Annotated in this window: 8 protein-coding genes; 3 read left to right on the plus strand and 5 right to left on the minus strand. The window is 72.0% G+C overall.

Going from position 1 to position 13,565, the window contains the following annotated elements; all coding sequences use genetic code 11:
• Positions 1–43 precede the first annotated feature (43 nt).
• Positions 44–1,483: a hypothetical protein gene (locus I5071_RS16480; protein ID WP_236606415.1), complete on the minus strand. Its 1,440-nt coding sequence runs from the start codon at positions 1,481–1,483 to the stop codon at positions 44–46.
• A 147-nt stretch (positions 1,484–1,630) separates the two neighbouring features.
• Between I5071_RS16480 and I5071_RS16485 the strand changes: the two genes are divergently transcribed.
• The gene (locus tag I5071_RS16485) at positions 1,631–2,665 is read left to right on the plus strand and encodes a hypothetical protein (protein ID WP_236606416.1); all 1,035 of its coding nucleotides are present in this window, start codon (positions 1,631–1,633) and stop codon (positions 2,663–2,665) included.
• A 44-nt stretch (positions 2,666–2,709) separates the two neighbouring features.
• Here I5071_RS16485 and I5071_RS16490 read toward each other — a convergent pair whose 3' ends face one another.
• Positions 2,710–5,424: a sulfatase-like hydrolase/transferase gene (locus I5071_RS16490; RefSeq protein WP_236606417.1), complete on the minus strand. Its 2,715-nt coding sequence runs from the start codon at positions 5,422–5,424 to the stop codon at positions 2,710–2,712.
• Between the two features lie 120 nt (positions 5,425–5,544).
• Here I5071_RS16490 and I5071_RS16495 point away from each other — a divergent pair, with 120 nt between their 5' ends.
• Complete coding sequence (locus tag I5071_RS16495; RefSeq protein WP_236606418.1) at positions 5,545–6,261, plus strand: polyprenol monophosphomannose synthase; 717 nt, start codon at positions 5,545–5,547, stop codon at positions 6,259–6,261.
• Between the two features lie 4 nt (positions 6,262–6,265).
• The gene (locus I5071_RS16500; protein ID WP_236606419.1) at positions 6,266–8,818 is read left to right on the plus strand and encodes a 6-pyruvoyl-tetrahydropterin synthase-related protein; all 2,553 of its coding nucleotides are present in this window, start codon (positions 6,266–6,268) and stop codon (positions 8,816–8,818) included.
• A 106-nt stretch (positions 8,819–8,924) separates the two neighbouring features.
• Here the strand turns inward: I5071_RS16500 and I5071_RS16505 are convergent, their stop codons facing one another.
• The 3 genes from I5071_RS16505 to I5071_RS16515 all read right to left on the minus strand — a co-directional run bounded on the left by I5071_RS16505 (position 8,925) and on the right by I5071_RS16515 (position 13,563).
• Entirely contained in the window at positions 8,925–10,172 is a 1,248-nt protein-coding gene (locus I5071_RS16505; protein WP_236606420.1) for a choice-of-anchor L domain-containing protein, read from the minus strand.
• 75 nt (positions 10,173–10,247) lie between these two features.
• Positions 10,248–11,453, minus strand: coding sequence for a choice-of-anchor L domain-containing protein (locus I5071_RS16510; protein WP_236606421.1), 1,206 nt, complete (start codon positions 11,451–11,453; stop codon positions 10,248–10,250).
• 64 nt (positions 11,454–11,517) lie between these two features.
• Positions 11,518–13,563: an ArnT family glycosyltransferase gene (locus I5071_RS16515; protein WP_236606422.1), complete on the minus strand. Its 2,046-nt coding sequence runs from the start codon at positions 13,561–13,563 to the stop codon at positions 11,518–11,520.
• Positions 13,564–13,565: the final 2 nt, after the last annotated feature.

A 13,565-nucleotide genomic window follows, 5' to 3' on the forward strand; every position in this document is an offset into this window, starting at 1 on the left:
CGGCGAGAGGACTACCGAGCGCCGGTCCTCCTGGCAAGCACGCTCACCAGACCTGCCCGGCGCGGGTCATCGGGACGAGCACGAGGTTCGCCATCACCGCGAGCGCGAGCAGGAAGCGCGGGCGTCCGACGGGAGACGCGATGCGCAGGTCCGCCGCGATCACCGTCGCGAAGAAAGGCACCTGGAAGAGCCAGAGCCGCGCCGACTCGTTCGAGCCTGCGTAGAGCATCACGACGAGGTGCACCGCGAGCAGGCCGAGCGTCGCCAGCGCGAGCGCGCGATGTGCCGGGACGCGCACCACCCGCAGCGAGCGCAGGCACGCGACGAGGAACGCGAGGAACATCGGGAGCCCCGTCCACGCCCAGAATTCGAGCCCGCCGGTGAGCCCCCACCGCCCCCCGACGAAGCCGAGCTTCCAGCGGTAGTGGTAGTCGATCGCGGTGTGATAGCCCTCGATCGGCTCGGGGAACCAACCTCCCCCGATCAGTGCGCCGAGCCCGAGCGCGAGCCCCGCGACCAGCGCGACGACGTGCGCCGCGCTCCGCGCGATCACCCGCCGCGCGCCCAGCCCGCGCACCACGTCGATCGACGCGACGATCTGCGCGCCGAGCGCGAGGCCGATCACCGGCAGGAGCCCGTAGTTGCACCAGAGCCCGAGCCCGAGCGTCGCCCCACCGAGCATCGAGAGCACGATCGATCCGCGCCGCGCCCCGAGCCCCGCGAGCGCGCACGCGAGCGTCGCGATCGCCGGATAGAGCGCGCCGTCGGTGTGATGCGTGATCACGAGGACGACCGGGCACGTCGCCCAGAGCAGCGCCGCGTCGTAGCCCACCGACGTGCGTCCGGTGAGCGCGAGACCGAGCAGCACGAGCGGCAGCACCACGAGCGCGGTCGAGATCGGGAAGAGCACGATCCCCGCGGTCGCACCGTCGACGATGCGGCGCAGCGGCGGGCGCGCCCACACCAGCTCGCGCAGCGGGCGCACCAGCGCGCGAAACGTCTCGTCCCCGCCGATGCGGTCGATCAGCGCGTAGTACGCGAACGTGCCCGGCGGCTTGCTCGGCGCGAACCCACCGAGCGCGCCCTCCGCGACGCGCTCGGGATAGGCGCGGATCGTCTCGGCGATGCGCCCCTCGTGCGCGTGCGCCGCGACGAGGAACTCCGCGTGACCGCCCGCGAAACGATCGAGCGCGGTCTCGAGCGAGGGCCCGACGAGCAGCAGCGATGCGCCCTGGGCTGCGAGGCTCGTCATCACCAGCAGCGCGAGCGCGCGCGCGTGGCGGCGGGCGGAGGCGGCGCGCATCGCGGCGATCGCGAGCACCGGGATCGGCAGCGCGAACGCGAGCGCCCACGGGCTCGCGTCGAGCCCACGCCAGCTCACCGGGAAGAACCAGTTCCCGGTCTCGCGATGCCCGGGCCACGACGTCGCCCAGAGCGCCGCACCACCGATCGCGCCCAGCACGAGCACGATGGCGCGGCCCACCCAGGCACCGCGACGGGGCGCGGCGCGAAGTGGCGGAGCGGAGGCGACCATCGGCGGCGCGAACGATAGACGTTCGATCGAGGCACGACAAACGCGTCGAGCGAGCGTCCTTGCCCAGCCGCGGGCAGGCCGGTACACATGCCGCGCGTGAGCCTTCTCGACTCCCTCTCGGAGCCCTTCACCGCGCGCGGCGCGCTCGCGCTGCAGGCCCGCATCGACGCCACGACGCGCAGCGCCATCGCGCGCGCACGGTCGGTGGGACGGCAGCGCGCCGACGCGGCCGAGGCGCTCTGGGCGAGCGGTCACGCCGCCGAGGGGCTTCGGCTCGTGATCGCCGCGCTCGAGAGCACGGTCGAGGCGGCCGAGACGACGGCGCGCGCGCTCGACCCCGAGGTCGCGCCCGCGGCGCCCGAGCCCGAGGCGCTCACCGAGGCCGCCGTCGAGGAGACCGCGCCCATCGAGGCCGAGCAGGTCGCCCCGACGCCGCGCACGCTCGCGCAGTCGCTGCGCATCGTCGGCATCGTGCCCGCCCGCGCGAGCGCGCTCGAGACCTCCGTCGCCGCGGCGCGCAGCGCGACGCTGCCCGAGCTCGACGCCGAGATCAGCCCCGCGCAGGCCGAGCTCTACCAGCGCGCCAGCGACGCGCGACGCGTGATCGATCGCGCGCTCGGCAGCGCGGGCATGGAGCGCCGCGAGATCCAGTTCGCGCGCGGCGCGCGCATCGCGGGCACCATCCTCGCGATCGTCGCACTGCTCGTGGTCCTGCGCTTCGCGCTGCACACGCCCGAGGGCGTGACCGCCGAGGTCTCGGGGACGTGGGCCGATGCGCCCGCGTACGGGGCCGACGCTGCGCTCGACGGACGTCCCGACACGTTCTGGCTCCTCCCCGATCGCGCCGAGGGCTGGCTCGACGTGCGCATCGCGCCCGGTCGCCGCATCGAGCGGATCCGGCTCCTCAACACCCACAACCCGCCGCACCACGATCGCGCGACGCGTCAGTACCGCGTCGAGATCCACTCGGGCGGCGAGATCGTGCGCACCATCGAGGGCGAGCTCGCCTTCTCCACGGCGCCCGAGCCCGTCGAGCACGCGGTCGGGATCGACGACGTCGATCGCATCCGCTTCGTCGTCGTGAGCCATCACCGCACCGGCGCAGGGCTCGCCGAGCTCTCGTTCGAGTGATCGCTCCAAGACTCTGAAGATCGGCTCGCCCGCCGGCCCAGGACTCAGCGCGGCGTCGCAACCGAGGGCGGCGAGGGCTCGACCTCGATGTCGGCGAGGTGCACCCGCACCTCCTGACGACCGTCGTGCGTCGCCTCGAGCAGCTCGCCGCCGTCGCGCACCCGCAGGTACAGCCCGAGCCGCACCGGGGTGGGCACGCCCTCGGGGATCACGATCGGCGTCGGATCGCGCACCACCTCGCCGGGCTCCCAGCGCGTCGTCGGATAGCGCGAGTGCAGCGGCCAGTGCCACGCGTGGAAATGCGCGGGCAGCCGCACGCCGGGCGGCGCCTCGATGTCGACGAGGAAGAAGAGGTCGCGCGAGATCTGCGCGTCGACGCGGTAGTAGAACGTCAGCGGGATGTCGTCGCCGGTCGTGAAGCGCGTCCGCGGGAGATCGAACCCCGCGAGCGTGAACATGCCCGGGTAGCGGATGTCGGTCGGATGCGAGATCCCCGCCGGCACCGCGCGCAGCCGGTTCTGCGCGACGAACGTCTCGCTGCGGTTCTCGGCGCGGCTCGAGCTCGCGACCCACGCGCGCAGCGAGCCGAGCATCGCCTCGGCCTCCTCGCGGCGCGCGTCCGAGAGATCGTGGTGCTCGTCGGGATCGGCCTCGAGGTGGAAGTACTGGAACGTCCCGTCGCGCACCCACCACATCAGCTTGTGCACGCCGCGACGCATCACCTTCACGTCGTACGGCGTGAGCCCGTCGGGGAGCAGCTCCGCGAACACCGGTCGCTCGGGATCGGGCTCGCGCGCGCCGGTCGCGAAGGGCACGAGGCTGATCCCGGAGAGGTCCTCGGTGGGCTGGACCTGCGCGAGGTTGAGGATCGTCGGCGCGACGTCGAGCAGCCCGACGACGTGCTCCACCCGACGCGGCGCGACTCCCGGGATGCGCATCATCAGCACCGAGCGCATCTCTTCTTCGTAGAGCGTCGTCGAGTGCCCGAACGTCCCGTGCTCGCCGAAGCCCTCGCCGTGATCGGACGCGAGCACGACGACGGTGCGATCGCGCAGCCCGAGCTCGTCGAGCGCATCGAGCAGCCGCTGGAATTGCTCGTCCGCGAAGCCGATCTCGGTGTCGTAGAGATCGACCTGCTCGTGCCCGTACCGCGACGGCACTCCGTCCTGCAGGTACGGCACGTGGCAGTTGTAGAGGTGGACCCAGAAGAGCCACGGCTGGGTGCCCGACGCGAGGCGGCGCAGCTCGGGCAGCGCCTGGTTCACCGCGCGCTCGCGCGGGGGATCGGCAATCTCGAACTGCGTGACCTGGTCGAAGCCCTGGAAGAAGTCGTCCATGCGGCGGAAGTACTCCGTCGCCATGATCACCGAGGTCGCGTACCCGCCGTGGTCACGCAGCAGCTCGGGCGCGGTGACGTTCTCGGGCAGCAGCGAGGGCCAGAGGTACTCGGGCCCGAACGCGATCTCGGACGCGTAGTTCCCGGTCCACATCGCCGGGATCGATCGCAGCGAGCGCGACGACTGGGGCACGACCTCGCGGAAGTCGATCGCCTCGCGCGCGAACGCGTCGATGTGCGGCGACGTCGGCCGCGGATAGCCGTACGCGCCGAGGTGATCACGGCGCAGCGCGTCGATCGTCACCACGAGGAAGTTCGGTCGCACGAGCGAGGACGGCACGTCGCCGAACTGCCCGCGACCGCGCTCGACGATGCGCGGCGCGCCATCACCCGCGAAGCAGTCGGAGTCGATCCCGTCGCCCTCGACGTCGATCGCGCCCGGATGGACGCGCGGATCTCCGTCGTCGCAGTCGCCGCCACCGAACGCCCACGCGTAGCGATCACCATCCCGATCGCTGGTCGCCTGGAGCATGCGCACCAGCCGACGACCGACGACGCTGCGCTGCTCGACCACGCTGCGCACGCGGTTGGAGTCGCCGAACGTCGCGGCGCTGGTCACCAGGCCGACCATCACGAGCGCCGACGCGAACGCCGCGAGCGCGCGCACCCGCGCCGGACGCGCGCGGCGCAGCGGGCGCACGAGGAGCAACGCGACGACGAGCCACGCGAGGGCGGTGCCCGCGGGCCACGCGAGGGTGCGCGCGTCGTACGCGAGCAGGATCTCGGGGTGGCGCACCAGCCCGATCACGACCGCCGCGATCACGCCCGCGAGGAGCACCGCCACCAGCGCGCCGAGCGACGCGAGCCGGCCCATGCGGAACGCGATGGCGCGCACTCCCGACGCGAGCGCCGCGCGCACCGCGAGCACCACGACGACCGCGACCAACACCACCGCGCCGAGCGCGTACCCGGCCAGATCGGCGCGATGGAAGCGCGTGCTGAAGTCGACGTGCCCCCACGCGACGAGCCCGAAGATCAGCGCGGCGGCGATCCCGTTCGCCACACCGCTCGCGAAGAGCGGAGGATCACCCCGCGTCCAGAACGCGATCGACGACGCGCGCGCGAGCGCCGCCGACGTCACCCGCGAACGCCGCAGCCATCGCGCGACGATCCCGATGCCCGCGCCCGCGACCACGCCCACGAGCCCGTAGAGCGCGGCGAGGTGCAGCCCCGCGACCGCGAGCTGTCCCGGCGTCACACGAGGTGCGACGTCGCGCAGCGACGACTGCACCACGTCGGCGATCACCATCACCACCGCGGTCACGAGACCGATCGAGACGTGCCCTGCGATCGGCGGGAACCGGTTCGTCGCAATGCGTCCTTCGCCTGCGGCGACGACGTCGCGTTCCGTCGAGCTCTTCACGTACGACAGGGGCCTCGGGGGAGCCCCGTGTATAGCACGCTGCCTCCGCGTTCCGCGCCGAGCACGCACGCGGCCCCGTGCTATCGTCCGCCGCCTTTCTTCCCGGCTGCATCACACCACATGGCCACCCCGCGCACCCTGATCGTCACGCCCACCTACAACGAGCGCGACAACCTCGAGCGCTTCGTCGAAGGCGTGCTCCGCTGGGTGCCCGAGGCCCACGTGTTGATCGTCGACGACGCATCGCCCGACGGCACCGGCGACGTCGCGGATCGCCTCGCCGCGAGCGACCCGCGCGTGAAGGTGATGCACCGCCCGGGCAAGCTCGGCATCGGCACCGCGTACGTGCAGGCGTTCCAGCGCGGGCTCGCGGAGGGCTACGAGCTCTTCCTCGAGATGGACGCGGATCTCTCGCACGATCCGATGCACCTGCCGCAGTTCCTGAAGGCGTTCGAGCGCGGCGCGGACGTGGTGATCGGCTCGCGCAACGTACCGGGCGGCGGCGTGACGGGCTGGGGCTTCGGGCGCCACTTCCTCAGCAAGGGCGGCTCGCTCTACAGCCGCACGATCCTCGGCCTGCCGATCCGCGATCTCACCAGCGGCTACAAGGCGTTCCGCGCCGACGTGCTGCGCGCGATCGATCTCGGCGCGGTGCGCAGCGAGGGCTACTCGTTCCAGATCGAGCTGACCTACCGCGCGATCCAGCGAGGCTTCGCGGTGGTGGAGGTCCCGATCCACTTCGTCGATCGCAAGAACGGCCAGTCGAAGATGTCGAGCCGCATCTTCATGGAAGCGATCACGATGGTGTGGAAGCTGCGCCTCGAGCGCGCGCGGTAGCGCGATGCGGGCGCCGTCCGCCGCGCGCCTCCTGGCGCTCCTCGCGCCGCTCACGCTGATCGCCGTCGCGATCGCGCAGCTCTGGCCCGGCCTCTCGGCGGATCTGTCCCCGCCGATCAGCTGGGATCACGGCTCGCACTTCGGGAAGGCCGCGCTCGTCTGGGACGAGCTGCTCCCGTGGCTGCGCGGCTGGACCGATCGCGTCGAGGCGGGCGTCCCGCAGCACACGCTCTACACGCCGACCGGGACGATCTGGATCCTCCTGTTCCGGCTCTTCACGCCGCACCTCGAGTGGCACCAGACGTACGCGCTCGCGTTCGTCGGCTTCCGCGCCCTCGTCTCGCTCTCGGTCTACCGGCTCGCGCGCGTCGCGGGCGCGGGCCGGATCGGCGCGGTCGCGGCGGGCCTCCTGATGCTCGCCGACTGGGGCGACCACAGCGAGGGCGGCTGGTTCTACGACGTGCTCTTCGGCGTGTGGCCGATGGCGCTCGCGATGAGCGTGTTCTTCCTCGGTCTCGCGGATCTGCTCGCGTTCCTCGACGGAGGCCGGCGCGCCCAGGGCGCTCGCGCGATGGCGCTGCTCGGCATCGCGCTCTTCTCGCACCAGGCGAGCTTGCTCGCGCTCGGCGCGATCGGGCCCGCGCTGCTCGTCTCGCGCGCGGTCGAGCAGCCGCACCTCCGGCGCGACGTCGCGCGGTTGACGTCGGTGTTCATCGTCGCGGGGCTCGTCGCGTGCTGGTGGATGCTGCCGATGTTCGCGCACACCGCGTGGATGGACGATCACGGGCAGCTCTATCGCAGCGCGCCCGACATCGGCGCGCGCTTCCTCGACGGCACCGGCATCTTGAACGGCGGGCCCTGGGTCGGTCCGCTGACCGGGCTCGGGCTGCTGATGGGCGTGCTCACGCGCGGGCATCGCCGCGTGCTCGCGGTGGGCGCGCTGATCGCGATGTTGATCGCGACCCCGGCCTGGCTCCTGCAGCTCGATATGGTGCGATGGCTGCCGCCGCTCGGACGCATCGTGTTCCCCCGCATGATGATGATCGCGAAGCCGCTGCTCTTCGCGCTCGCGGGATGCGTGGTGCACGACCTCGTCGCGCGCGTCACGCCGATGCTGTCGCGCACGTGGTCGACGTGGCGCGGTCGCGTCAGCCTCGCGCTCACGATCGCACTGTGCGCGCCCTTCCTCGCCGACGCCCCCGAGACGCTCGCGCGCGTGCTGATCACGCGAGAGGCGACGTACACCAGCACGCTGCCCGACTGGGAGGATCGCCGCGCGACGTGGGCATGGTTGCGCGCGCAACCCTCGTCGCCCTTCTTCCGCGTGCTCCACTTCGATCAGAGCACGCACCTCCCGCAAGCGGCGCCGGCGTTCTCGGGGCATCCCGGGCTCGTCCACGGCGTGCTCGTCGGCGAAGCGTTCCGCAACACGCCCGACACCCTCGATCCCGACGCGCTGCGTGCGATCAACGTGCGCTACGTCGTCGCGACCTCGCTGCCCGGCGAGCTGCGGCGCGCCGCGCACGAGGTGCAGCGCTTCGGCGACCAGCGCGTGTTCGAGCTCGAGGGCTGGACCGGTGCGGTGGTGGTCGATGCGAGCACCGGTGCGCGCGCGGACGTGACGAACCTCGAGCGCGAGCGCGTGGTGTTCGATCCGCGCATCGCTTCGACCGGACACACGGCGCGCGAGGTGATCGTGCGGCGCGCGTTCGCGCCCGGATGGCGCGCCTACGCCAACGGTCGCGAGCTGACGATCACGCCCGAGCCGGTGCCCGGCAGCGCGCGCCTGCGGCTCATGCGCGTCGAGGTGCCGGAGGGCGCGTCACGGGTGGAGCTCCGCTACGGCGCGCTCTTCTTCCCGACCGCGATGGGCATCCTGCTCACGCTGATCGGCGTGCTCGCGATCGCGCTCTACGCCGCGTGGCCGCGCGTCCCCGGGCGACATCGCGCGCGCGTGATCGCGCTGCGGGATCGCATCTGGGATCGCGTGCCGCTGCGCGTCCGCGACAACGCGCATCGCATCGTGATCGCCCTGCCCTTCCTCGCGATCGCGCTCGCGATGCTCCGCGCCGCGTCGGGCCATCACTTCGCGTACGATCTCGAGCACGCGCGTGTCTCGATCCGCCACGACGACGGGCGCACCGAGCTCTGCACCGACCACCCGCCCGACGACGACGGATGGCAGTGCGCGTCGGCGCCGCACGTCTCGATCCGACGCACGTCGCAGATCGTCGACGGCTGGTTCCGCGGCTGCATCACCGCGCATCCGCCGCCCAGCGGGACGCTCGTGATCGAGTGGCCCGAGGCACCGCTGCGCGGCGCGCTGCGCGTCGGCGCGGGGATCAGCGACGAGACGCACGCCGGAGGCTTCGGCGCGCCGCTCGAGATGAGCGTCGTGATCGACGACGCCGAGCGCGCGCGCCTCGTGATCCCGAACGGCCGCGAGTGGGTGCAGCAGGACGTCGAGACCCGTGGCGGCACCCACGCGCTGCGCATCGAGATCGACGCCGAGGACCCGAATCGTCGCTGGCTCTGCTTCGACGCGATTTCGCGCTGACCTACGCGCGCGGTGCACGTCGCGTGGGTGGCACGAGAGCACGGTGCCCGCGCGCGACGCGATCGACGTCGCGTTCCGCATCGCGGGCACCGTCGTGCGACGTGGATCAGAACAGGATCGGATCGGTCGAGACCTCACCCGGATCTTCGACGAGCCAGGTGAACGAGTCGATCAGCGTGAGCGAGTCGAGATCGGGATCGCCCGCGTCCCAGATGGCGAAGCGCAGCGTGATGATCGATCCGCCCTCGACCGGCACCTGCGTGCGCAGCCAGCCCGTCGACGCGCCGACCGGGCCGGCGTTCCCCGGGATCCCAAGGAACGGCGGCTGAACCCCGCACTCCGCGCTGTCGTCGTAGCTCGTGCTCGCGAGCGGTCCGGTGCCGAGGTCGCACGCGAAGTTGCGTCCACCGAAGTTCCCCGGCGAGCACGCGCGGAGCAGCGAGTTGTTGACGCTGACCTTGTTGCCCGCGGTGTCGAACACGATGTTGCCGTCGCTCGAGCCCTCGGGGCGCGGCTCCATCAGCACGACGAAGAAGTCGTTGTACTCGGAGCAGATGAAGTCCGGGTACTCGTACGTGAAGAAGTTGGACTCGAACTGCAGGCCCGCCGCGTTCGACGGAACCCGCACCCGCACCTCGAGCGCGATCGGATCGTAGACGTCGCCGGCCACGACGCCGGGGCACGCCGGCGACCGTCGATCGAGCCCCGCGGGCCACGCGCCCTGCGGCTCGTCGGTGTAGACGTCGCAGCCCGTCGTGAAGCCCGGCTGACCGGGCGCGCGCGCCGCGCCCGACGAGAGCCCGAGCATCGTCCCGCCGCCGCGGGCCGAGAGCGCGCCGAACTGCGGCATCATCGCGTGCTGATCGGGGTCGGCGGGAGCGCCGCTGCCGTCGGCGCGGGTCCAGCGCGCCGAGAGCACGCCCCACTCGCGCGTCGTCTCCGTGGTGAAGCGGCAGAGGCCGACCGCGCGCGCGCCGTCGCTCGGATCGTCGGACGCGAGCGCGAGCCCGACGTCGCACGCCTCGGCGGTGGTCGCGACTCCGTCGCGGCAGTCCTCGTCGACCGAGTTGCCGGGATCGTCGAACGCGCCCGGGTTGATCTGCGGCGAGCAGTCGTAGCAATCGCCCATCGCCTCGGTCCAACCGTCGCCGTCGACGTCGTCGTCGCGCGTGCCCTCGTAGCAGCCCGCATCGACGCGCGGGCGCGGGTCACCCCCGTCGACGCCGGGCGGGAGGACGACGCCACCGTCGCTGTCTCCGCGCGGAGGACGCGTGCCTGGATCGCGGTCGGTGCAACCCGCTGCGGTCACGAGCATCGCGACCGTCAGAACCCCACTGCAAGACAACTGGCGCATGGTGAAGCCCTCCACCCCGCACGAGACTCTACTCGTGCGTGCAAGCCCCCCGAGGCCCGTCCCGTGAGAGACCGATCAGAACAGAACGGGATCGGTCGACGCCTCACCGGGATCTTCGACGAGCCACGTGAACGAGTCGATCAACGTGAGCGAGTCGAGATCGGGATCGCCCGCGTCCCAGATGGCGAAGCGCAGCGTGATGATCGATCCACCCTCGACCTGCACCTGGGTGCGCAGCCACCCCGTCGACGCGCCGATCGGTCCGCGCGGCGGCACCGGCAGGTCGGGGTTCTGCCCGCAGTCCGCGGAGTCGTCGTAGCTCGTGTCGGCGAGCGACTCGGTGCCGAGGTCGCACGCGAAGGTGCGTCCTCCGTGCGTGCCCGGCGTGCATGCGCGCAGCAGCGTGCTGTTGACGCTGACCTTGTTGCCCGCGGCGTCGAAGACGATGTTGCCGTCGCGCGAGCCCCCGGGGCGCGGCTCCATCAGCACGACGAAGAAGTCGTTGTACTCGGAGCAGATGTAATACGGGTACTCGTACGTGAAGAAGTTGGACTCGAACTGCAGGCCCGCTGCGTTCGTCGGAACGCGCAGCCGCACCTCGAGCGCGATCGGATCGTAGACGTCGCCCCCGGTCACGCCGGGGCACGCGGGCGACGTGCGCTCGAGGCCCGCGGGCCACGCGCCGCCCTGATCGAGCCCGTACTCGTCGCACCCCGAGGTGAACCCCGGCTGACTCGGCGCGCGCGCCGCCCCCGACGAGAGCGCGAGCATCGTCCCGCCGCCGCGCGCCGTGAGCACACCGAACTGCGGCATCAGCCCGTGCTGCCGCGGATCGAGCGGCGTCCCGGTGCCGTCGGCGCGGGTCCAGCGCGCGGAGAGCACGCCCCACTCGCGCGTGGTCTCGGTCGTGAAGTGGCAGAGCCCGACCGCACGCGCGCCGTCGCTCGCATCCTCCGACGCGAGCGCGAGGCCCACGTCGCAGGCCTCGGCGGTGGTGGCGACTCCGTCGCGGCAGTCCTCGTCGACCGCGTTGCCCGGATCGTCGAACGCGCCTGGATTGACCCGGGGCAAGCAGTCGTCGCAGTCGCCCATCGCCTCGGTCCAACCGTCGCGATCGGCGTCGTCGTCGGGTGAGCCCTCGTGGCAGCCCGCATCCACGCGCGGGCGCGGGTCGCCGCCGTCGACGTCGCTGCGTGTGCCTGGATCAGTACAGCCCGCCAGGCTCAGGAGGATGGCGACCGTCAGAGCCCCACGCCGCGAGAACGGATCGACGACGCGCATGGTGAGACCTCCACCAGGAGACACTCTACTGATGCGCGCGCGCTCCGCCCGTGACCGCGAACGTTCATCGATCGAAGTAGCGGTCGCGATCGAAGTCGCGATAGGTGACCGCGTTCGTCTCGTAGCGGACCACGAAGAGCCCGCCGAGCACGACCACCACCGCGAGCCCGAGCGCCATCGCACTGCGCGCCCAGCTCCGCACGAGCGGGCCGATCGCGCTCGTCCCGAACGCCTGCACCAGCGCAAAGGGCGCGAGCGAGAGCGCGAGCACCGCGGTGATCACGCGGCGGATGTCGGTCCAATTCGCCGCTTCCTTCGCCATCTCGGGGTCGAGCACGAAGTTGAGCGAATAGAACACCAGCACGAACACGAAGAGCGCGCCGCGCCAGAGATCGGGCGCGCGCCACAGGTCCGCGAGGAAGCGCCCCGCCGCGACGCAGAGGAAGGGCAGCAGCGGCGTCACGTACCAGCCGAACGTCCAGGTGCCGCTGCCGAGCGCGATCGCCGCGAGATAACAGATGAGCGGCACCGCGATCACCGCGACGTCGCGACGACCGCGCTTCGCGAGCCCCGCCATCGTCGCGAGCCACAGGAAGAGCAGCCATCCGCGCCCGATCACGCTGTGGTTGATCAGCGGGCTGTCGAAGAAGCGCAGGAAGATGTTCCAGTGGACCGGGCGCCCGCCCTGGAGGCGCTGCGTGAAGAGGAACGCGTCCCAGTCGACCGCCGCGCCGAACACGAAGAGCAGGCTCGTCGTGAGCAGCGACGCGAGCAGCGTGATCCCGAAGTCGCGCGGACGACCCTCGCTCGCGACGAGGATCAGCAGCGCGAGCACGAACGCGATGCCGGTGACCTTCGCGAGCGGCGCGAGCCCGGCGAGCACCGCCGCGAGCACGAGCCACTTCGTCTGCCGCCGCTCGCGCCAGATCACGAATGCGAGCGCCATCCCGATGCCGAGCGGGGTGACGAGCGCCTCTTCCTTCACGACGCGCGTCTGCATCGCGATCCACGGCAGCGCGGCCCAGAGCAGCGCGCCGAGCCAGGGCGCCGGCCCGCGCGGCTCGAGGCGACGACCGAGCGCGACGATGAGCAGGATCGTGATCGCGGAGAGCAGGATCGGGACGAGCCGCGCGTGCGCGAGCGGCACCTCGAGGTGATCGCGCGCACCACCGAGATGCCCCGCGGCACCGACGAGCACGTGCAGCAGCGGCGGGTGCTCGAAGTAGGGCGTGACGACGTGGTAGTTGCGCTCGAAGTACTGGGGCCGCTCGATCTCGCCCTGCCCCGCCGCGAGATAGTCCTGCCACCACAACGTGAGCCCGCGCGTCGTTCCGTCTTCGAGCAGCGAGTAGCCGTTCCAGATCGCGAAACGCTCGTCGTCGTTCTCGCGGAAGTCCGGCATCACGTCGTAGTCGAAGAGCCGAAAACCGACACCCAGTGCCAGGATTCCCGCGGTCGCGAGCACGCCGATGCGCTGCGCGCGCACCGTGCCCACCGACGTCGCGATGCGCGCGCACTGCCCTCCCACGAGCAGCGCCGCGATTGCCGAGAGCACCCAGAGCCACACGCGGAGCGGTGGCCACGATCCCTCGAGCGGCACGAGCGCATCGCGCGGCACCGCCTCGAGCGTCGCGGGCGAGGTGCCCCACTGCAGCTCGAGCGCGTTCTGCGGTCGCACCCGCGCCTGCCACTCGACGTCGACGCGATGCCATCCTTCGGGCACACGCGCGCCCTCCGCGTACGCGTGTCCGTCGACCTCGATGCGCGTCGTGTCGGGCGAGCGCACCGCGAGCACGCGACCGCCCGCGGGCACGTGGAGGCGCGCGCGGAGCGTCGCGTCGATCTGCGGCAGCGACGAGGGCATGCCGAAGCGCGCGTAGTCCCAGCGCTGGATGTAGCGCGCGAGCGCGCGCTGCTCGTTCGGGAAGACGACGCGATGCTCGGTGGAGCGCGCCATCTCGAGGCGCGCGCCGTCGTGCTCGACGTACCAGGACGCCGTCCACCCGTGCCGCGCGAACGCGTCCCCGAGCGACGCTCCGAAGAGCACGAGCGCAGCGCCCGCGAAGGCGGCGAGGAGCGCGCGGTTGCGCTCGTGAGGCGCGAGAGACATCG

The organism is Sandaracinus amylolyticus, assembly GCF_021631985.1.
Lineage (GTDB): Bacteria > Myxococcota_A > Polyangia > Polyangiales > Sandaracinaceae > Sandaracinus > Sandaracinus amylolyticus_A.